Origin of the sequence: Streptomyces sp. NPDC049687 (assembly GCF_044465285.1) — a bacterium.
GTDB lineage: Bacteria > Actinomycetota > Actinomycetes > Streptomycetales > Streptomycetaceae > Streptomyces.
In genome coordinates this window covers 236,973-256,924 of the sequence record NZ_JBITLN010000003.1, presented here as the reverse complement: position 1 = coordinate 256,924, position 19,952 = coordinate 236,973, and the positions used below count along the sequence as shown (strand labels likewise).

17 protein-coding genes and 1 pseudogene are annotated in these 19,952 nt (G+C 71.7%); 12 read left to right on the top strand and 6 right to left on the bottom strand.

Going from position 1 to position 19,952, the window contains the following annotated elements; translation table 11 throughout:
• Positions 1 to 158 precede the first annotated feature (158 nt).
• From ACIBVL_RS11110 to ACIBVL_RS11095, 4 genes are all read left to right on the top strand, one after another.
• The gene (locus ACIBVL_RS11110) at positions 159 to 1,451 is read left to right on the top strand and encodes an aspartate kinase (protein ID WP_399095456.1); all 1,293 of its coding nucleotides are present in this window, start codon (positions 159 to 161) and stop codon (positions 1,449 to 1,451) included.
• On the top strand, positions 1,451 to 2,509 hold the full coding sequence (locus ACIBVL_RS11105; RefSeq protein WP_399095453.1) for an aspartate-semialdehyde dehydrogenase: 1,059 nt from the start codon (positions 1,451 to 1,453) through the stop codon (positions 2,507 to 2,509). Before ACIBVL_RS11110 ends, ACIBVL_RS11105 begins: the two co-directional genes overlap by 1 nt.
• A 391-nt stretch (positions 2,510 to 2,900) precedes the next feature.
• Positions 2,901 to 3,593, top strand: a complete 693-nt coding sequence (locus ACIBVL_RS11100; RefSeq protein WP_399095450.1) for a SigE family RNA polymerase sigma factor — start codon at positions 2,901 to 2,903, stop codon at positions 3,591 to 3,593.
• 113 nt (positions 3,594 to 3,706) lie between these two features.
• Positions 3,707 to 4,735 (top strand): hypothetical protein, encoded by a 1,029-nt coding sequence (locus ACIBVL_RS11095; protein WP_399095447.1) that lies wholly within the window; start codon positions 3,707 to 3,709, stop codon positions 4,733 to 4,735.
• Here ACIBVL_RS11095 and ACIBVL_RS11090 read toward each other — a convergent pair.
• Positions 4,705 to 5,514 (bottom strand): SURF1 family protein, encoded by an 810-nt coding sequence (locus ACIBVL_RS11090; protein ID WP_399095444.1) that lies wholly within the window; start codon positions 5,512 to 5,514, stop codon positions 4,705 to 4,707. The genes ACIBVL_RS11095 and ACIBVL_RS11090 overlap by 31 nt on opposite strands.
• 200 nt (positions 5,515 to 5,714) lie before the next feature.
• Between ACIBVL_RS11090 and ACIBVL_RS11085 the strand changes: the two genes are divergently transcribed.
• Positions 5,715 to 7,538 carry a prolyl oligopeptidase family serine peptidase gene (locus tag ACIBVL_RS11085; protein WP_399095441.1) on the top strand — a complete coding sequence of 608 codons (1,824 nt, stop codon included), beginning with the start codon at positions 5,715 to 5,717 and terminating at the stop codon, positions 7,536 to 7,538.
• Between the two features lie 118 nt (positions 7,539 to 7,656).
• On the opposite strand, the gene ACIBVL_RS11080 is transcribed toward ACIBVL_RS11085, so the two are convergent.
• Positions 7,657 to 9,573 carry an NAD-binding protein gene (locus ACIBVL_RS11080; protein ID WP_399097180.1) on the bottom strand — a complete coding sequence of 639 codons (1,917 nt, stop codon included), beginning with the start codon at positions 9,571 to 9,573 and terminating at the stop codon, positions 7,657 to 7,659.
• Positions 9,574 to 9,761: 188 nt separating this feature from the next.
• Between ACIBVL_RS11080 and ACIBVL_RS11075 the strand changes: the two genes are divergently transcribed.
• Positions 9,762 to 10,778 (top strand): permease, encoded by a 1,017-nt coding sequence (locus ACIBVL_RS11075; protein WP_399095438.1) that lies wholly within the window; start codon positions 9,762 to 9,764, stop codon positions 10,776 to 10,778.
• Entirely contained in the window at positions 10,775 to 11,491 is a 717-nt protein-coding gene (locus ACIBVL_RS11070; protein ID WP_399095435.1) for a TIGR03943 family putative permease subunit, read from the top strand. Before ACIBVL_RS11075 ends, ACIBVL_RS11070 begins: the two co-directional genes overlap by 4 nt.
• Positions 11,492 to 11,519: 28 nt before the next feature.
• Here the strand turns inward: ACIBVL_RS11070 and ACIBVL_RS11065 are convergent, their stop codons facing one another.
• A complete protein-coding gene (locus tag ACIBVL_RS11065; RefSeq protein WP_399095431.1) occupies positions 11,520 to 11,978 on the bottom strand; it encodes a hypothetical protein in 459 nt (152 codons plus the stop codon).
• A 211-nt stretch (positions 11,979 to 12,189) separates the two neighbouring features.
• Here ACIBVL_RS11065 and ACIBVL_RS11060 point away from each other — a divergent pair, with 211 nt between their 5' ends.
• Positions 12,190 to 12,579, top strand: coding sequence for a luciferase family protein (locus ACIBVL_RS11060; protein WP_399095428.1), 390 nt, complete (start codon positions 12,190 to 12,192; stop codon positions 12,577 to 12,579).
• Positions 12,580 to 12,779: 200 nt separating this feature from the next.
• Positions 12,780 to 13,874, top strand: a complete 1,095-nt coding sequence (locus ACIBVL_RS11055; protein WP_399095425.1) for a hypothetical protein — start codon at positions 12,780 to 12,782, stop codon at positions 13,872 to 13,874.
• 10 nt (positions 13,875 to 13,884) lie between these two features.
• On the opposite strand, the gene ACIBVL_RS11050 is transcribed toward ACIBVL_RS11055, so the two are convergent.
• From ACIBVL_RS11050 to ACIBVL_RS11040, 3 genes are read right to left on the bottom strand one after another with little or no spacing between them, the layout of a single operon-like run.
• Entirely contained in the window at positions 13,885 to 15,192 is a 1,308-nt protein-coding gene (locus ACIBVL_RS11050; protein WP_399095422.1) for a sugar ABC transporter permease, read from the bottom strand.
• Positions 15,183 to 15,962, bottom strand: a complete 780-nt coding sequence (locus ACIBVL_RS11045) for an ATP-binding cassette domain-containing protein (RefSeq protein WP_399095419.1) — start codon at positions 15,960 to 15,962, stop codon at positions 15,183 to 15,185. Before ACIBVL_RS11045 ends, ACIBVL_RS11050 begins: the two co-directional genes overlap by 10 nt.
• Before the next feature lie 47 nt (positions 15,963 to 16,009).
• Positions 16,010 to 17,122 (bottom strand): sugar ABC transporter substrate-binding protein, encoded by a 1,113-nt coding sequence (locus tag ACIBVL_RS11040; protein WP_399095416.1) that lies wholly within the window; start codon positions 17,120 to 17,122, stop codon positions 16,010 to 16,012.
• 492 nt (positions 17,123 to 17,614) lie between these two features.
• Here ACIBVL_RS11040 and ACIBVL_RS11035 point away from each other — a divergent pair.
• The 3 genes and pseudogenes from ACIBVL_RS11035 to ACIBVL_RS11025 form a co-directional block, all read left to right on the top strand.
• A pseudogene (locus ACIBVL_RS11035) lies at positions 17,615 to 17,740 on the top strand (transcriptional regulator); the annotation flags it as partial.
• Positions 17,741 to 18,094: 354 nt separating this feature from the next.
• Complete coding sequence (locus ACIBVL_RS11030) at positions 18,095 to 18,799, top strand: RNA polymerase sigma factor (RefSeq protein WP_399095412.1); 705 nt, start codon at positions 18,095 to 18,097, stop codon at positions 18,797 to 18,799.
• Positions 18,796 to 19,902, top strand: coding sequence for a CU044_5270 family protein (locus tag ACIBVL_RS11025; RefSeq protein WP_399095409.1), 1,107 nt, complete (start codon positions 18,796 to 18,798; stop codon positions 19,900 to 19,902). The genes ACIBVL_RS11030 and ACIBVL_RS11025 overlap by 4 nt, the downstream gene beginning before the upstream one ends.
• Positions 19,903 to 19,952 lie beyond the last annotated feature (50 nt).

The window sequence follows — 19,952 nt, the reverse complement described above, 5'->3', positions numbered from 1 at the left end:
ATCACTTCCTTCTCGGTGGGAAGGGAACTTCCGGGACCGGCGCCCGGCATCTCACGATCCGATACCTCGGGGGTGAATTTCGGGCGCTCGTTAGACTGAGCCGACCGCAGTACAAGGACGTATGTGCGGAAAGAAGACAAACTGAGCGAGGAGCGCACGTGGGCCTTGTCGTGCAGAAGTACGGAGGCTCCTCCGTAGCCGATGCCGAGGGCATCAAGCGCGTCGCCAAGCGGATCGTGGAAGCGAAGAAGAACGGCCACCAGGTGGTCGTGGTCGTTTCCGCGATGGGCGACACGACGGACGAGCTGATCGATCTCGCCGAGCAGGTATCCCCGATGCCGGCCGGGCGTGAGTTCGACATGCTGCTGACCGCCGGAGAGCGGATCTCCATGGCACTGCTGGCCATGGCGATCAAAAACCTGGGCCACGAGGCCCAGAGCTTCACCGGCAGCCAGGCAGGCGTCATCACCGACTCGGTCCACAACAAAGCCCGGATCATCGATGTCACGCCGGGGCGCATCCGCACCGCGCTGGACGAGGGCAACATCGCCATCGTCGCCGGTTTCCAGGGTGTCAGCCAGGACAAGAAGGACATCACCACGCTCGGGCGCGGTGGGTCCGACACCACCGCCGTCGCCCTCGCCGCCGCGCTCGACGCCGAGGTCTGCGAGATCTACACCGACGTGGACGGCGTGTTCACCGCCGACCCGCGGGTGGTGAAGAAGGCGCGGAAGATCGACTGGATCGCCTTCGAGGACATGCTGGAGCTCGCGGCCTCCGGTTCCAAGGTGCTGCTCCACCGCTGTGTGGAGTACGCCCGCCGTTACAACATCCCGATCCACGTCCGGTCCAGCTTCAGCGGACTGCAGGGCACGTGGGTCAGCAGCGAGCCAGTCGTTCACAGGACACAGCAGCAAGGGGACAAGAGGGTGGAGCAGGCCATCATCTCCGGTGTCGCGCACGACACCTCCGAGGCCAAGATCACGGTCGTCGGCGTGCCGGACAAGCCGGGCGAGGCCGCCGCGATCTTCCGTACGATCTCGGACGCCGAGATCAACATCGACATGATCGTGCAGAACGTCTCGGCCGCGTCGACGGGGCTGACGGACATCTCCTTCACCCTCCCCAAGGCCGAGGGCCGCAAGGCCATCGACGCCCTGGAGAAGAACAAGTCCGGCATCGGCTTCGACTCGCTGCGCTACGACGACCAGATCGGGAAGATCTCGCTGGTCGGCGCGGGCATGAAGACGAACCCCGGCGTCACCGCCGACTTCTTCACCGCCCTGTCCGACGCCGGCGTGAACATCGAGCTGATCTCGACCTCCGAGATCCGGATCTCGGTCGTCACCCGCGCCGACGACGTCAACGAGGCCGTGCGCGCCGTGCACACCGCCTTCGGGCTCGACTCCGACTCCGACGAGGCCGTCGTCTACGGGGGCACCGGGCGCTGATGACGGTGACCCGCCGGCCGACGCTCGCGGTCGTGGGAGCGACCGGAGCCGTCGGCACCGTCATGCTCCAGATCCTCTCCCAGCGGGCGGACATCTGGGGCGAGATCCGTCTCGTCGCCTCGCCGCGCTCGGTCGGCCGCAAGCTGACCGTGCGGGGCGAGGAGGTCGAGGTGGTGGCCCTGTCGGAGGAGGCCTTCGACGGGGTCGACATCGCCATGTTCGACGTACCGGACGAGGTCGCCGCGCAGTGGGCGCCGGTCGCGGCCGCCAAGGGCGTGGTCGTGGTGGACAACTCCGGCGCCTTCCGGATGGACCCGGACGTGCCGCTGGTCGTCCCCGAGGTCAATCCGCACGCCGTGCACATCCGGCCGCGCGGGATCGTCGCCAACCCCAACTGCACCACCCTGTCGATGATCGTCGCCCTGGGCGCGCTGCACGCCGCGTACGGGCTGCGCGAGCTGGTGGTGTCGTCGTACCAGGCGGTCAGCGGGGCCGGGCGGGCCGGGGTGGAGACGCTGCGGCAGCAGATCTCGCTGGTGGCCGGCACCGAACTGGGGACCGGCCCCGGGGACGTGCGGCGGGCCGTGGGCGAGAACACCGGTCCGTTCCCGGAGCCCGTCGCGCTGAACGTCGTGCCGTGGGCCGGGTCGCTGCGCGAGGACGGCTGGTCGTCGGAGGAGATGAAGGTGCGGGACGAGTCCCGCAAGATCCTCGGGCTGCCGACGCTGCCGGTCGCCGTGACCTGTGTGCGGGTGCCGGTCGTCACCACGCACTCCCTCACCGTCCACGCCCGCTTCCAGGACTCGGTCACCGTCGAGGGCGCCCGCGAGATCATCGCCACCGCGCCCGGGGTCGTCCTGTGCGACAACCCGGAGGCGGGTGAGTTCCCCACGCCCGCCGACGTCGTCGGCACCGATCCGACCTGGGTGGGGCGGGTGCGGCGGGCCCTGGACGACCCGACCGCCCTGGAGCTGTTCGTGTGCGGGGACAACCTGCGCAAGGGCGCCGCGCTCAACACCGCGCAGATCGCCGAGATGGTGGCGGCGGAACGGAACTGACTCGCCAGTCAGGAGCTCGGCGGAAAAAGGCCCTGGCCAGAGCCGTGTCTGTTTGTAAGATCTACGGACTACGGGGCGAAGTGTGAGCCGGTCGATGGTCCGGACCACTTGTATCGGACACCGTTGTCGTCCGAAGATTGGCCGAGATTTCTCCCCGTCCCGCGCAACCGTGCGCGGGGCGGGGAGCGTCTTTGCGGTCACCCCTTCTGGGGTGCGCGAAGGTGTGCTTGGTCCCGGCGTGGGGACGCCGTGATCCGGGCGTGGGGACGCCCGTTCATATGGGATACAAGGGAAGAGCGGGACAAATGAAACGGGTACGTGTGGCGTCGGCCACCGTAAATGGGACGCCCGGCGCGTACAACCTCCACGGGGGGACGTGTGTCCAACTGACGTGGCAGAGGTACTCGACTTCCCCGCGGCGATTCGTGGCACGGCCCTACGGCCGCCCCGCGCCGTTCTCCGACCCCGCGTGCCCGGGGCGCCCGGCGGCCTGCCGGTGATCGCGCCCATGCCCGCAGCGCGGCCGACCCGCATCCCCAGCCAGCGCGACGGCGCCGAGCACGCCGACACCGCCGAGAACGCGGCGGCGGCGGGTACCACCGTTGACCACCTCACCGAGACCTACCGGGCGCACTACCGCTCGCTGCTCGGCCTCGCCGCCCTCCTCCTCGACGACACCGCCTCCTGCGAGGACGTCGTCCAGGAGGCCTTCATCCGCGTCCACTCCGCGCGCAAACGCGTCCGCGACCCGGAGAAGACCCTCGCCTACCTGCGCCAGACGGTCGTCAACCTCTCCCGCTCCGCCCTGCGCCGCCGCATCCTCGGCCTGAAGCTGCTGTCCAAGCCGATGCCGGACATGGCCAGCGCGGAGGAGGGCGCCTACGACCAACTGGAGCGCGACTCGCTCATCAAGGCGATGAAGGGCCTGCAGCGCCGCCAGCGCGAGGTCCTCGTGCTGCGCTACTTCGCGGACATGACCGAGGCCCAGGTCGCCGAGACCCTCGGTATCTCCCTCGGCTCCGTCAAGGCGTACGGGTCGCGCGGCATCGCCGCCCTGCGCACCGCCATGGGGGCTGCGGCGTGAACGACGAGGACGAGGGCCGGGGCTCGCACGAGCGCCACGAGCCGTACGCGTGGCACGAGCCGATGACGCCGGGCACACAAGAGCCGAAGCAATCGCACGCTGGGAACTCAACCGTGAACCACCACCTCGACGACCAGGGCCTCGAGGGGCTCGACTCGGACGAGCTGGCACTGCGCCGGATGCTGCACCAGGCGGTCCTGGACATGGAGCCGCGCGACGGGACCCTGGACCACCTGCGCCGGGCCGTTCCCGCCCGCCGGGCCCGCAAACGGCAGGCCGCCGTCGGCATGGCGGCCGCGGCACTCTTCATCGGCACCGCCATCCCCGCCGTGATCCACGTCTCCGCCGCGGGCGGCTCCGACGCCAACCCGGCCATCGCCGGCCAGGCCTCCCAGTCGCAGGGCGGCGCGAGCCAGGGCAAGGGCCCCGACGGTGGCTCCACCGGCAAGGTCGGCGACTCCTCCGGCAAGACCGACGAGCAGGGCAAGGAGAGCTCCTCCGAGGCCGGTCAGACCAAGGGCACGAGCAGCACCGGCGCCTCCAGCGGCAGCGAGTCCTCCTCCACCTCCGCCGTGACCGCCCCGGCGTGCACGGCCTCCCAGCTCGGCTCCACCTCCGCCGGCGTCGACGTCCCCGACGCGGCCGGCACCGTCTACGGCACCTTCCGCGTCGCCAACGTCTCCGGCACCGCCTGCACCGTCGCCGGCGCCGTCACCCTCACCCCGACGGCCCAGGGCGCCGCCGACGCCACGAAGATCTCCGTGGTGGAACACGTCTCCGGCGACGCGGCGGCCGGCCTGCCCGACCCCTCCCTGTACGTCACGCAGCACGTCCTCGCCCCGGGCTCCGCGTACGACGTGAAGTTCGCCTGGGTCCCGTCCGAGACCTGCCCCACCACGAGCAGCAGCGGCGGCGCCACCGGAGGCGAGTCCTCCCCCTCCCCGACGCCGACCGAGCAGGACAGCACCGCCGGCGCCACCACCTCGGGCGTCACCAGCCAGATGCTCACCGAGGACGGCACGGCCGACGGCAGCGTCGTCGTCACCTACACGGCGGACGACGGCTCCACGGCGGTCTCGGCGACGGTGTCGAACGCCTGCGCGGGGGTCATCTACCGGACGGGCGTGGTGGCCTCGTCGTGAGCCACTGAGACGGCGGCCTCCTCGGGCACGATCCCGAGCGCCGCGTCCCGGACGAACTCCACCTCGCGGCGCAGCAGCCGGAACCACATGAACACCACGAACCCGGCGAACACGAACCACTCGCCGGTGTAGCCCAGGTTCTGGAAGGCCTTCAGGTCGAGCCCCGTGTCCGGCGCCGCGCTCACCGGCACCGTCGTCATCCCGGCGTCTGCGGTGTCCAGGGTGACCCAGGCGTCGTAGACGTCGTACGGCACGAGATTGATCAGGGACGCGGCGCTGATCGCCGCGGTCTGCCCGGCCGGCAGACCGCCCTGGGCGCTCACGCCGTTGTCACCGGGCTGCTCGGAGGCCTGCAGCGCGCCGGTGACGGTGACCTCGCCGGAGGGCGGGGCCGGGGCGTCGGCGGAGTCGGCCTTCCCGGGCAGCCAGCCACGTACGACGGGCAGCGCCTTCCCGCCGTCCGTCCGCAGCAGGGTGAGCACGTAGTACCCGTCCTTCCCGTCCAGCTCCCGGTCCGGCACCAGCAACTGCTTGCCGTACCGCCCGCTCGCGGTGACCCGCTTCCCGGACGTCGCCTTGTCCACGGGCAGCAGCTCGGCGAGCGGCCGCGCCGTCTCCTCACGGTTCGACTCGGCCTGCGCCTTCGCGTCACGGTGGTCGTCGACGCGCGACTCGAACCGGCTCAGCTGCCAGGACCCCATGAACACGCAGAAGGGGATGGCCAGCAGTACGAAGACGTTGATCCCCCACCATCGGGGCGTCAGCAGAAACCGGTACACGCCCTCCACGGTACGGGGCCCTGCCCCGGCGCCCGGCCTCGGGGTCGGCGAACGACAGGGCGCGCGGGTCGTCCGCCCCACGGGCCGAGCGGGGTGCACGCCGACCCTGACCATCTGGTTGACCTGCGCAGATGTAAAGGTTGTCCACAGGCCGGGGGCCTCGGCGGTCGTTTGTCGGCGCGGGCGGGCAGTATGGGGTCATGACTGAGAGCTACGGACCCGACGCGTCGGAGTTGATCGAGGAGATGCCGGACTGGGAGAAGCGCTTTCGGGCGCCCCGGGTGTCACTGCCCGACTGGGCGCAGGACGCCCCCGACCGTTCCCTGTTCGTTTCCAATGCGACGGGTACGTACGAGCTGTACGCCTGGGACCGCGCCACGGGCGAGCAGCGTCAGGTCACGCAGCGGGCGAACGGCACGACGGACGGTGTGCTCACCCCGGACGGGGCGTGGATCTGGTGGTTCGACGACAAGGACGGCGACGAGTTCGGGGTGTGGCGCCGCCAGGCGTTCCAGGGGGGCGAGGACGAGCTCGCCGCGCCCGGCCTGGATCCCTCCTACCCGGCGGGTCTCGCCCTCGGCCGTGACGGCCGTACGGCGGTGGTCGGCCGCTCCACGGACGAGGACGGTACGACGATCCATGTGGCGCGCTCGGGGGAGCCCCCCTTCGAGCTCTACCGACACCGCGAGTCCGCGGGGGTCGGGGATCTTTCCCACGACGGCTCGCTCATCGCCGTCGAGCACACCGAGCACGGCGACGCGATGCACTCCGCGCTGCGGGTGATGCGGCCGGACGGTACGACCGTCGCCGAGCTGGACGACACCCGGGGCGGCACCGAGGAGCTCGGCCTCGAGGTCCTCGGCTTCGCACCGGTCGACGGCGACACCAGGCTGCTGATCGGGCACCAGCGGCGGGGCCGTTGGGAGCCCCTGGTGTGGGACGTGGCCACGGGCGAGGAGACCGACCTGGCGCTGGACCTGCCGGGTGACGTCAGCGCCGAGTGGTACCCCGACGGCTCCGGCCTGCTGATCGCGCACAGCTTCGAGGCCCGCAGCGAGCTGTTCCGCTATGACCTGGCGGGCGGTGAGCTGGTCAAGGTGCCGACTCCGCCGGGCACGGTCTCGGGCGCCACGGCCCGCCCGGACGGCAGCGTCGAGTACCTCTGGTCCTCGGCCGCCGAACCGCCGGTGGTCCGCTCGACGACGGGCCGGGTCGTCCTGGACCCGCCCGGCATGAAGTCCCCCGGCTCGGTCCCCGTGGAGGACGTGTGGGTGGACGGCCCCGGCGGCCGCATCCACGCCCTCATCCAGAAGCCGGCGGGCGCCACCGGACCCCTGCCCACCGTCTTCGACATCCACGGCGGCCCGACCTGGCACGACAGCGACGCCTTCGCGGCGGCCCCGGCGGCCTGGGTGGACCACGGGTACGCGGTGATCCGCGTGAACTACCGCGGCTCCACGGGCTACGGCCGGGCCTGGACGGACGCGCTGAAGGTACGGGTGGGCCTGATCGAGCTGGAGGACATCGCGGCGGTGCGGGAATGGGCGGTCTCGTCCGGCCTCTCCGACCCCGCCCGTCTGATCCTCACCGGCGGCTCCTGGGGCGGCTACCTCACCCTCCTCGGCCTCGGCGTCCAGCCGGACGCCTGGACCCTGGGCATCGCGGCGGTTCCGGTCGCCGACTACGTCACGGCCTACCACGACGAGATGGAAGCCCTGAAGGCGATGGACCGCACCCTGCTGGGCGGCACCCCCGAGGAGGTCCCCGACCGCTTCGAGGCCTCGTCCCCCCTCACCTACGTCGACGACGTCAAGGCCCCCGTCTACATCTCGGCCGGCGTCAACGACCCCCGCTGCCCCATCCGCCAGATCGACAACTACGTCAAGCGCCTGGAGGCGAGGGGAGCGGTGCACGAGGTCTACCGCTACGACGCGGGCCACGGCTCGCTGGTCGTCGACGAGCGCATCAAGCAGGTACGCCTGGAGCTGGACTTCGCCGAAAGGCATGTGGGACCGCTCGCATAGCCTCGGGCAGTCGGCCGCTGGGGCGGCACGGGTGGGCGCGGCGACACCCCGCGGGCGGGAGTGGGCGAGCCCACCCCCGCCCGCCCCCGGCCCACCCGCACCCCGCGACCCCGGCCGCCTACACCGCCGTACGCCCACTGCGCCCGCGTCGCCCCAACAGCTCCGCCAGCCCCCGTCGCGTAGCCGCCAGCACCACCCGGTCCGAGTCCCTCAGGACGTAGGTGTCGGGCAGATCCCACACCAACCCGGACCCGCCCTCCCCCTCCGCCCCGGTGTCCAACGCCAGCACCCGCCACCGCCCCGCCCGAAACGCCTCTCCCACCGTCCTGCCCGCCAACTGCGCACACCCTCCGACCTCCAGCGCGGCGAACAGCAACACCCGCCGCTCCACCGGGATCGCCCCCAGGATCTGCCGCCCCATCATCGCCCCGGCGAACGACGGCGCCGAAAGATGCGACACGCTCCGGCTCCGGGTCAGCGCCTGCGGATGCGCCGCGCGCAGCGTCCGGTACACCGCCGTCGCGAAGTCGTCGTCGTACAGCCGCAGCACCACCCGCAGATCCGGCCGCAGGGTCCGCGCGTACAACGCGGCCTCCAGATTCGTCGTGTCGGAACTGGTCACCGCCAGCAGGGCATGCGCCCGGTGGATCTTCGCGGCCTCCAGCACCCCCTCCTGCGTGACGTCCCCCAGCACCACCGGCACCCGCAACCGCCGCGCCACCGCGAGCCCCCGCGCCTCGGGCCCCGCCTCCACACACACCACGGGGATGTTCAGCTCCCGCAGCCGGGTCAGCACCCGGGTGCCGATCTTCCCCAGCCCGAGCAGGACGACATGCCCGCCCAGCCCGCGCGGCGGCCGCCGCAACGTCCCCGCCCCCCGGAACGTCCCCAACGCCTCCAGCACCGCCGCCAGCAGCACCGGCAGCAACAGCAACCCCATCAGCCCGGACAGCAGTTGCAGCACCTGACGGGCCGTACTCGCCCCCACCGCGGGATCGTTGATCGCGAACAGGTCCAGCAGCGTCAGGTACAGCGCCCCCAGCGGATGGATCCGGGTCACCACCCACAAGGCCACCGCCAGCGCGAACACACACCCCACGAGACCGACCAGCGACCACCGCAGCCGCCGGGAGAAGAGTGAGGCGAACGGCGCCACCGCCTCCACGACCCCCACGCCGCGCCCGGCCTGCGGCGCGGGCCGGGCCGAGTACGCCACCTGCTCAAGGACGACCGAACCGCGCCGCCCGGCCGCCTCCCGCACCGCGGCCGCGTCGGGCAGCAGCAACGGCCCCTGCTCCCCGCTGCTGTCGGAACCGTCCGCGAAGGCGGGGTCGTTGCCGGTGGCGGAGAGCAGCGCGAGCGTGGGACGTCCGCTCAGGCCGCTCAGGCCGCTCAGGCCACTCGGGGCGTCCCCCTCCTCGCCCGGCGGCCGTTCGACCGCGCGCAGCAGCAGCCCGTCCGTCTGGACGACCTTGGTGGTGCCCGCGACGGCGGACGCGGCCAGCGCGGGCGCGGCGGTGTCGGCGTCGGACAGCACGGTGGTGGAGGCGTCGCTCTCGGGGGAGCTGCCGCCGGCCGCCAACGCGGCGGCCTGGTCGAGGAGTTCCTCGATGTGCTGGCCCAGCCGCCGGTTGTAGAGCCGCAGCACGAGCCGCAGCCGCGGGTTGAGTCGGCGGGCGGTGAGGGCCGCGCGGATGTTCGTCTCGTCGTCGTCGTACACGAGCGCCAGCGCGGCGGCGCGCTCCACGCCCGCCTCGGCGAGCACGGCCTCGGTGGGCTCGACGGCCTCCAACGTCCGCTGCCCGCTCCCGGGTTCACCCGCGGCGGGGACGGTGCCGTTGCCGGCGGCCCGGCTGACCGCCGCGCTCACCACCCGGTCGAGGAGCGCCGCCGACACCGCGCGGGCACGTCCGACGACCGGCGGCCGCACCGAGCGCTCGGCGGGCGGTACGACGAGGGTGACCTGCTCCTCGTAGACACCCCGCAGCTCGGCGGCGAGCCGGTGCGCGAGCCCGTCGTCGCCGCACACCACCATGTGCGCACCGGCGCCGCCGGGCGCCCGACCCTGATTCGGAACGCTCCCCACGAGGGAGAAGACTGCCTCACCGGGACGGGAGGTTCCACGGCGGCACTGAACGGCGGGCGCGGCAGGCCCGTAGAAAAGGGGAGGGAATGCGAGAAACAGGGATCAGGGAGAACACGGAAGCCGGAGGTGCCCGACCCGTGGCCATCACCAAAGCGGCGCCCCGTACGGGCGAGCGCACCCCACCCCCCGAGCGGCCCCCGGAGACCCGGCGGCTGACCTCCCCCCTCGCCCTCACGATGCTCCTGCTCCTCCTCGTCCTGCTGCAGAGCCCCATCCGCCGGGCGCTGTCCGCGCCGGTGATGCAGAGCTGGACGACGGTGTTCGTGGCGGTCGTGATCCAGGCCCTGCCGTTCCTGGTCCTGGGCGTGCTGCTGTCGGCGGCGATCGCGGTCTACGTCCCGCCGTCCTTCTTCGCCCGCGCCCTGCCCTCCCGCCCCGCCCTCGCCGTACCGGTCGCCGGGATGGCGGGCGCGGTCCTGCCGGGCTGCGAGTGCGCCTCCGTGCCGGTCGCGGGGGCGCTGGTCCGACGGGGTGTGACGCCGGCCGCCGCCCTCGCCTTCCTGCTCTCCGCCCCGGCGATCAACCCGATCGTGCTGACCGCGACGGCCGTGGCCTTCCCCCGCGATCCCGAGATGGTCCTGGCCCGTTTCGTCGCCAGCCTGCTGGTGGCGTGCGCGATGGGCTGGCTGTGGCAGCGGGTGGGCCGCACGGACTGGATGCGGCCGCCGACGCACGCCCATCACGAGGGACAGACCAGGGGGGCCGCGTTCTGGGACTCGGTCCGCCATGACGTGATGCACGCGGGCGGCTTCCTGGTGGTGGGCGCGATGGCGGCGGCGACGCTGAAGGCGATCGCCCCGGAGAGCTGGCTGCGCACGGCGGCGGACAACCCGGTGGTGGCGGTGCTGGCGCTGGCCGTCCTCGCGGTCGTGCTGTCCATCTGCTCGGAGGCGGACGCGTTCGTCGCCGCGTCCCTCACCCAGTTCTCCCTGACGGCCAGGCTGGCGTTCCTGGTGGTGGGCCCGATGATCGACCTCAAGCTCTTCGCGATGCAGGCGGGCACCTTCGGCCGTGGCTTCGCGCTCCGTTTCGCCCCCATGACCTTCGCCCTGGCCATCGTGTCGGCCGTACTGACAGGAGCGGTCCTGCTGTGAACCGACAGTCCCAGGCCGCCGTCCTCTTCCTGCTCGGCGCGGCCCTCCTCCACGCCGGCACCACCGACCTGTACCTCCGCTACGTCAAGGCGGGTCTACGGCCCCTGCTGCTGGCGTCCGGCGCGGTCCTGATCGTGGCGGCGCTGGCCACCGCGTGGTACGAGCGCCGGAGGGCGAAGGAGGAGCACGAGCAGGGGCACAGCCACCCCGAACCCCGGATCTCCTGGCTCCTGATCCTGCCCCTGCTCGCCCTGATCCTGGTCGCCCCGCCGGCCCTGGGCTCCTACAGCGCGAACCGCACCGGTACGGCCCTGCAGGAACCCCTCGCCTATCCGGCCCTCCCGGCCACCGATCCCCTGCGCCTCGGCATCGTCGACTACGCGGGCCGCGCGGTCTACGACCACGGTCGTACGCTCACCGGCCGCCGGGTCCAGCTCACGGGCTTCGTCGCCCTGGACCACGACGGCACGCCCTACCTGGTCCGCATGGCCCTCAACTGCTGCGCCGCCGACGCCCAGCCGGTCAAGGTCGCCCTGACCGGCGACATCCCCCCGGTCCTGCAGCCGGACACCTGGCTGACCGTCACCGGCAGCTACGTCCCCCGTGAGTCCCGGGACCCGGTCAACAACGGCCCCATTCCCTTCCTCAAGGTCACGACCGCGAAGCCGGCGGCCGAGCCGAGGGACCCCTATGACGAGTCGTACAACAACTGACGGCGAACCGTGAGCGGCCGATGACCCGTCAGGAGGCTTCCGGGGAAGCGCCGTTCAGACCGTTCTGGGCGGATTCCTCGATGGTGCCGCCCAGTTCGGTGCGGGCCTTCTCCATGGCCGAGCGGGGGTCGGCCGACAGGACCCAGCGGTTGCCGACCAGGTAGACGCCGCCGTACATCTGGGCGGTGTCGAGCCAGGCGCGCTGGCCCTCGGTGGTGTCGAAGGTGACCAGCACGTACTCGGCGTCCGCCGAGTCGCACAGGCCCTGGCGGTAGTCCAGGGTCTTGCCGGCCTCCTTCGGGGCCGTCTCGCAGCCGACGGCCTTCCCCAGCGCCTCCAGGGTCATCGGGCGCGCGGACGGTGCCGCGCTCTTCGTCGCGGCCGTCGGCTTGGCGTCGTCGCCGCCCCCACCGCACCCGGCGAGCAGGAGTGCCGCGGCGGCCACGCACACCGGGGCACCGAGCAGACGGCGGACGGGACGGTACATCGGGGCTCCCAACACGGCGCGGGGCATCGGTCCCTGGGAGGTACGAGGCACGGTGCCCACGTGTTCATCACAGCCACGTCCGGACGACGCTCCGCTTCCCCTCCCGGCCCGGCGGCAGGCCTCGGCAGGGAGCCGCGCACCGCCCGCTACGGCCCGGTTACGTCTGCCTCAAACCCTGGTGGCCGAGCGGTGAGCACACCATGATGGGCATATGACGACGGCCTGGCACGCCCTGGCACAGCTGGTGAGTTGGCCGGATCTCACCGAGGTCCGGTCCAGTTGCGGCACCGGCCGGGCGTTGCGCTCGGCGAGAGCCGAGATCGCGCACTTCCACTCCGACCGGCGCGTCGACCTGCTCCTCACGGCCGGGGCGATCCGCCGCTACGAGCGCGACCTGAGACGTTCGACCGCGATCCGGCTGGTGCCCGGCTCGCACTGGGTGACCGTCCGCCTGGAGTGCGAGGCGGACATCAGCCTGCTGATGACCCTCATGAGCGCCGCCCTCCGCGCTCACCAGGAGTGGCCGGAGACCGCCGAGGCCGGGCCCACCCGCTGCAACGACCGCCTCGAGACCGCGCTCGCGCAACGCGAGTACCTGTGAACACCCCGGTGTGCTCCCGTGTGCGTAATGCGGGGTTGCCGGGGCATTGGAAGGGGGCAGGAGGGAAGCGGCGTGCTGCCTGGGGAGGTCGAGCGCCGCTTCCCGCCTGCTGAGCCGGTGCCGGCGTACACAGCCGAATTCACTGTGCGGTCAGTCCCACTCCCTCGCGCGGGGCGGTCCTTCCTGCGAGGCTCGGGCACGTGACGTACGTAGTGACCGTGGACATGGGCATCCCGGAGGGCACTCCGGAGATGGACCCGTTGCAGCGCGCCGGTGCCGTGGCGCTCATCGAGGACGGATTCGACTCCGTCCGGGCCGTCGAGGGCCCCGACGGAGTGGAAGTCGATCTTCTCGACACCATGGTGGCCGTCCACCCCGGCGGCGCCCTTCTGAAGGTCGTCGTGGACGCCCCGGCGCTGGAGTTCGCCGAAGAATCGGTGCAGGTGCTCGTGGACGAACTGCTGGAGCGCTCCGAGCTGCTGGCCGACTGGACGATCGAGCGGTGCGAGGTCGAGCTGCACCAGGACCTGGCCAGGGAGAGCCTCGACGCGGCCGAGGGCCCGGACGCCCCGCCCGACGACCCGGCTCTGCGCAAGGCCCGGCACACCGGGGGTGCCACGAGCGAGGGCACCGCACACGGCCGCGGCGCCGAGGCGAAGTCCGCGGCCGTGCGAAGCCGGCTGCTGGGCCTGGCGGACGAACTGCGCTCCTTCTCCCCGGCCGTGTTCGGCGCGCTCGACGACACGGCCGCCGCGGACGGCGACCACGGGGGCGCCGTCCCGGCGGAAAGCGCCCGACTCGCCGCCGGCGCCCTGGTCCACGCGACCGACGTCCTGGTGGCCGAGCTCTTCGAGGACCTGCAGGTCCTGACCCAGGAGGACGCCACCGTCGCGGAATGCGAGGGTCCGCTGTGGCACCTGGAGCGCCTGCCCGACCGCTACGCCCTCCAGTACGACGCCCCCTTCGCCCGCCGCTTCCTGGTGACCGTGATCGCCATGACCACCCGTTTCACCGACGGCAGTTTCCAGCGGCTCAGCTGCGTCGCCGAGGAACTCGCCCTGAGGTTCCTGCTGGGCCAGGCGACCATGATCCTGGAGCTGTACGACCTTCTCGACGACGAGGTGGCGGCCGCTCTCGACGCCTTCGCGGCCGGCGTGTACGAGGACAGGGACCACGAGTTGCTCTACGACGACGTCGCGCCCCTGTCCTTCAGGTCGTGGTTCACCCCGTTCCACGAGGGTCGGTACGTGCACCCGTCCGCCGCCGACGAACCCGAAGGGGCGGCCCCGGCCTGACGGAACCACGTCAGGCCCGCCCGAGCGGGTTCGCCCCGCGCCGCGTCAACGAGTCGACGACCACCGCGAGGTAGAGCACCCCGCCCGTGATCATGAACTGGACCGGGGGTGCGACTCCCAGCAGCGCCATGCCCGAGGCGATCGACTGGATGATGAGCACCCCCAGCAGCGCCGACCACGTCGAGCCGCGTCCGCCGAACAGGCTGGTGCCGCCGACGATGGCGGCGGCGATGGCGTTGATCAGCAGCATGCCGGAGCCCGGGACCTGGGTCGCCGAGGTGAGCCGGGACGCGATGAACAGGCCGCCGAGGGCCGCCAGGGTCCCGGACACCATGAACACCGAGATCCGCACGCGCGTCACATCGACGCCGGCCCGCCGGGCCGCCTCCACCCCGCCGCCCAGCGCGAGGATCTGCCGGCCGTAGGGCGTGCGGCGCAGGAAGAGGTCCGAGGCGACGACGACACCGAGGAAGATCAGGAGGGCCAGCGGCAGGCCTTCGAACTGGTCCAGCACGTAGACGGCGGCGAACGCGAGCACCGCGAGGAGAGCCGTACGCACCCAGATCTCGCCGACGGCCCGGTACGGCATCCCGGCGGCGCTGCGGCGTCTGTGGTCATGGAGGGAGACGAGGAGGTACGCGGCCGTGGCGAGCGCCGCCAGGCCGTAGGTGGCGAGGGCGGTGCTGAAGTACCGGCTGGTCAGCGTGGCGACCAGCCCCTCCTCACTGAAGTTGATGGTGGTCTCCGTCCCCAGCAGGTAGAGCATCACGCCGTTCCAGGCGAGCAGGCCCGCGAGGGTGACGACGAACGCGGGCACGCCGATCCTGGCGAAGGAGAACCCGTGCAGGGCCCCGGCGGCCGTCCCGCAGAGCAGCGCGATGATCACGGCGAGCCATTCCGGCATGCCGAAGTTCACGTTGAGCGCCGCGAACACGGCTCCCGCGAGGCCAGCGAGCGAGCCCACCGACAGGTCGATCTCGCCGATCAGCAGCACGAAGACGATGCCGACGGCGACCATGCCGGTCCCGACGATGTCCACGCTGAGGACGGACAGGTTGCGCGGCGAGAGGAAGTTGTCGTTGAGGCTCTGGAAGACGATCCAGGTCACGGCGAGAGCGAGCAGGACGGGGGTCGGGCCGAGGTCCCCCTCCCGCAGTCTGCGCAGCACCGCCTGGGCGTACGCCTTCGGAGGACCGGTGTGCCGGGGGCTTCCGTCGTGGCGTCCGGCATGGCCGTCCCGGCCCCCGTCACGGTGTCGATCGCCGGCGGGCTCGGGGCCGGTGGTGTGCGCCCGGGCCCGCCTCCCCCTCACGGCCATGCCTCCTCCGGGCGGGTCGGGCGGTGGGCGGCGGCATTGTCCGCCGCGCCGGTGATGGAGGAGATGATCTGCTCCTGGGAGGCGGTGTCGACGTCGAAGACGCCGTTGTTGCGTCCGAGGCGCAGGACGGCGACCCGGTCGGCGACGGCCTTGATGTCGCCCATGTTGTGGCTGATCAGGAGGACACCGAGGCCCCGGTCGCGCAGTTCCTCGATCAGGTCGAGGAGCTGGCCGGTCTGCTCGACGCCCAGGGAGGCGGTGGGCTCGTCGAGCAGGAGCAGCCGGGGTGCGCCGAGGAGCGAGCGGCTGATCGCGACGACCTGCCGCTGGCCCCCGGACAGCGCGGCGACCGGCACCCGTACGTCGGGGATACGGATGGACAGGGTGTGCAGCAGTTCGCGGGTGCGGCGCTCCATCTCCACCTCGTCGAGGATGCCGAGCCGGTGGATCTCCCTGCCGAGGAACAGATTGCCGACGACGTCGAGGTTGTCGCACATCGCGAGGTCCTGGTAGACGGTCGCGATCCCCAGGACCTGGGCGTCCTGGGGGCGCTTGATCTGGATGGCACTGCCCTGCCACTCGATGAGGCCCTTGTCGGCCGGGCCTGCCCCCGAGATCACCTTGACCAGGGTGGACTTCCCGGCGGCGTTCTCGCCCATCAGGGCGACCACCTCCCCGGTCCTGATCTCCAGTTCGACGTCCACCAGCGCCTGGACGGCGGCGAAGCGCTTGGAGACGCCGCGCAGCACCAGCAGAGGCTGACCCGGCACGGGGCCACCTCCTTCCGCCTCCAGGGAAGGCTCATCGACGAGTCTCCTCACGTGAGTCCGGCCTTGTCGCAGGCGGACCGGAGATCAGGGCTGCAGATCTGGTTGATGGTGTACAGGCCATCCTTGACCAGAGTGTCCTCGATGTTACCGACAGTCACCGAGACCGACGGGAGCAGAACCGCCGGGATGTCCTTGGTGGTGGGGCTGTCGACGGTGTCCGTGGCGATGGACTCCACCGACTTGTCCCGCCCCAGCGCGACGGCCATCTCGACGGTGGCGTCGGTCGCGCGCTTGTAGGGCTTGTACACGGTCATGTACTGCTCGCCCCGGATGATGCGCCGCACGGCCACGAGGTCGGCGTCCTGGCCGGTGACCGGCGGCAGCGGCCTGACCTGAGTGGCGTTGAGGGCGGAGACCACGGCGCCGGCGAGGCTGTCGTTGGCGGACAGGACGCCGTCGACGTTGTCCGCGCCCAGGGAGGCGATGGCGCCCTTCATGTTGACGAAGGCGTTCTCCGGCCGCCAGCCGACCGTGTCGTACGACTTGCCGATCTTCACCTTGCCCTTGAGGACGGAGAGCGATCCCTCTTTGAACCAGCCGGCGTTGGGGTCGGTCGTGGCGCCGTTCATCATGACGATCTGGCCGCCGGCCGCCTCCGTGCCCATGGCCTTCAGAAGCGCCTCCGCCTGGAGTCTGCCGACCTGAGCGCCGTCGAAGGTGACGTAACCGGAGATCGTGCCCTCAGCGAGCCGGTCATAGGCGACGACCGGGATGCCTGCGCGATGGGCCTCCTCGACCGCCGGTCGCAGCAGCTGGGGGTCGACGGCGGCGACGATCAGCACGTCGACCCCTCGGGTGATCATGGACTCGAGCTGCTGGCGCTGGACCGCCGGGTCGGGCGTGGCGGCGACGGTCGCCGCGGGGCACTCCGGGCACAGCTCCTTGAGCTTCTTCTCGATCAGGGGCTTGTCGAACTGCCCGAAACGCGAGGCGCCGCCTCCGGGAAGCAGCACACCGACCTTGAGGCTGTCACCGCCCCCGCCGCCGCCTCCGCCACAAGCACCCACCAGGGCCAGCCCACCGGCCACCACGATCGCCAGGGGCGCCCGGGCTAGGGCTTTCCACTTCACGGCTGCGAGGCCGGCACCACCGAGAGCCATCGTCGGTTCCTTAATATATGTCCAGCTTCACCCCGTAATGTGACCTTAATCCCAAGAGTAGCCAAGCCGCCGACGTCCCGTTCGGGCGGGGCCGTCACCCGGGTCGGCGTCGGGCGACGCGGCGGGGGCCTGATCGCTCGGGGTGACGACGGCGGCATTCGGCCACACCCGGACGCCGGGCACCCCCGCCCGGCACTCCCGCCCGGCACTCCCGAGGACGCCCCCTCCTCGGCGGCGCCGTGGTGCGGCGCGGCGCCTGACCATCCGTACGGGGGATGGCCGCCTGCCCGCACGGGCGCGGCTCCCGGTCGGGCGGCCGCCACCCGTACGGAGCAGATCAGGGCTTCAGCAGGACCTTGACGGCGCGGCGCTCGTCCATCGCCTTGTAGGCGTCGGCGGCCCCCTCCGGCGGGAGGGGGCGAGGTCGAAGACCTGCCCGGGTTCCTGGACACCGCGGCTCGCCGTTTCCACCCCGACTGGGACCTCATCGCCGACATGACCGACGAACCTTGCCCCACCCTTCTCGTCTACACCGCCGAACCCGGCTCACGCGCCGAGGAGGGCCTGCGCCTGCTTGCCTCCTGGGCCGCCTCCAGGGAGGGTGCCGTAACGTCTTGAGGTCCGTGGAGGTGTGTCACGTGGTCCGGAGCGGATCCAGGAGACCGGGCCTGATGAAGACCGTGCCGACGCGGGACGTCACGTTCGTCAACGGGGCCTTGAAGCGGGCCGGTTCACTGGGAGTGCCGGATCCGGCCGGACCGCCGGTTGGGCGGGCGTAGCGCTGGTCGGGGGGTCCGGGCCGTCCGACAGGCGGTCGACCCGAAGGGGACTCGCCCGGCGCCGCGCGCGAATCGAGGAAGCGCAAGCCGTCGCCCGCCAGGGCGGCTTGGGCAGCACGTCGAGATCGAGTGTGACGCAGGTCACGGGAAGTCGGTGCGGGGTGCCGGACAGCTCATTGAGGTGAGCACTCATATGCGTACCCGGGTACGGGCCGGGGATTCGAGCGCGTTCGCCGAGCTCTTCGACAGCTACGCCCGCGCGGTCTACAACCACGCCTTCCGGCTGACCGCCGACTGGTCGACGGCCGAGGACGTGATGGCCGCGACCTTCATGGAGGCGTGGCGGCTGCGCGGCCAGGTCGATCCGGAGGGCGGTTCCCTGCGGCCCTGGCTGCTGGGCATCGCCACCAACACCGCGCGCAACCAGTACCGGAGCAACCGGCGGTACCGGGCGGCGGCGCAGGCCGCCGCGGCGGCCGAACGCTCGGTGCCCGACCACGCCGAGGAAGTGGCCGACCGGCTCGACGGCCGACAGCGCCTTGCGACGGCGCTCACCGCCCTCGCGTCCTTGCGCCGCCCGGAGCGCGAGGTCATCGCGCTCTGCCTGGGGGAGGGCCTGGACTACGAGGCCGCGGCGGAAGCGCTCGGCATTCCGGTCGGCACGGTCGCCTCCCGGCTCTCCCGCGCCCGCAAGAAGCTCCGCAAGCTCGCCGAGGCCGAACCGGCCGTGACTCGACCCACGAGTCACAAAAAGACGTTGAGGGACCCCGCGGCGGCGACAGCGTTCGCCGGAAGTCTTGAAGAAAGTCTCGTGAAACGGGAAGTCGGCCGCCCCGGCCGACAGACAAGAGGCGATCACGCACACGCGATTCGGCCCGCACAGGAAGGAAACCGATGAACGCGAACACGTCCCGGCAGAACCCTGCCGAGTGGGAAGAGGGCGCCCAGCTCTTCGACCGGACGACGCGCGACCTGCCGGCGGGCCGTCACCAGTTCCACAAGGAGCGCATGATGGCCCGGATTCACGAGACGCAGCAGGCTGAGCAGAGGGACGCCGGGGCGAGGACGGTGGCCCAGGCGCAGATTCGAAGGTTCCGACTGCCCCGTCCGGCGATCGCCCTGCCCGCGCTGGCGGCCGCCGTGGCCGCGGCGGTCGTCGCCGGCGTCGTGACGTCCGGCGGCGGGGGCAGGGACGGCGGCGTCGCCACCGGACCGGCCCTGACCACGCCCGTCGGCGCCGCGACCGCCAAGGGCGTACCGCAGCTGCTCGACCAGATCGCGCTGGCGGCGGCCGAGGTGGACCAGTCGGCCGTCAAGCCCGGCCAGTACGTCTACATCGAGTCCAGGACGGCCGACAGCTTCGTGAAGACTGTCGGCGACAAGAGCACCCTGGCCAGCCACAAGCTGCACACCCGTCAGGTGTGGGAGTCCCCGGACGGCACCAAGGGCTGGCTGATCGACCCCGCCGTCAACGACGGCCCCGAGGGCGAGACCCTGAGCCTCCCCGACGAGCAGGGCAACACCCCGGAGGCGCATCTGAACGCTCCGTCGTACGACTACCTGGCCAAGCTGACCACCGATCCCGACGTCCTGCTGGCCAAGATCTACAAGGAGACCAAGGGGCAGGGCAACACCCCCGACCAGGAGGCTTTCACCACCATCGGCGACCTGCTCGGCGAGAGCTACCCCCCGGCGGAGCTGTACGCGGCCCTGTTCAAGGCCGCCGCGAAGATTCCCGGTGTCGTCGTGGTCGACGACGCGGTGGACGCGGCGGGCCGGCACGGTGTGGCAGTGGCCCGCCTCGACGAAACCAGTGGTCAGCGCGAAGAATGGATCTTCGACAAGAAGACCCACGTCTACCTGGGCGAGCGCACGGTTCAGGTGAAGGGGACCAGTGGTGACGACCACCTGATCAAGCCCGGCACGGTTGTCTTCACCAGCGCCATCATGAACCGCGCCATCGTCGACGGCATCAAGCAGACCCCGTCACAGACCGGCTGACGTATCCCGAGGAGAAGACCGGCACCTCCGGCGAACCGACCGGAGGCACC

Bases quoted from the DNA above. Each gene is read 5' to 3' on its own strand.
- ACIBVL_RS11085 (WP_399095441.1), top strand. From the start codon at position 5,715: ATGACTGAGAGCTACGGACCCGACGCGTCGGAGTTGATCGAGGAGATG.
- ACIBVL_RS11030 (WP_399095412.1), top strand. From the start codon at position 18,095: ATGCGTACCCGGGTACGGGCCGGGGATTCGAGCGCGTTCGCCGAGCTC.
- ACIBVL_RS11105 (WP_399095453.1), top strand. From the start codon at position 1,451: ATGACGGTGACCCGCCGGCCGACGCTCGCGGTCGTGGGAGCGACCGGA.
- ACIBVL_RS11080 (WP_399097180.1), bottom strand. From the start codon at position 9,573: ATGGTGGTGTGCGGCGACGACGGGCTCGCGCACCGGCTCGCCGCCGAG.
- ACIBVL_RS11040 (WP_399095416.1), bottom strand. From the start codon at position 17,122: ATGGCTCTCGGTGGTGCCGGCCTCGCAGCCGTGAAGTGGAAAGCCCTA.
- ACIBVL_RS11050 (WP_399095422.1), bottom strand. From the start codon at position 15,192: ATGGCCGTGAGGGGGAGGCGGGCCCGGGCGCACACCACCGGCCCCGAG.
- ACIBVL_RS11025 (WP_399095409.1), top strand. From the start codon at position 18,796: ATGAACGCGAACACGTCCCGGCAGAACCCTGCCGAGTGGGAAGAGGGC.
- ACIBVL_RS11065 (WP_399095431.1), bottom strand. From the start codon at position 11,978: ATGTACCGTCCCGTCCGCCGTCTGCTCGGTGCCCCGGTGTGCGTGGCC.
- ACIBVL_RS11060 (WP_399095428.1), top strand. From the start codon at position 12,190: ATGACGACGGCCTGGCACGCCCTGGCACAGCTGGTGAGTTGGCCGGAT.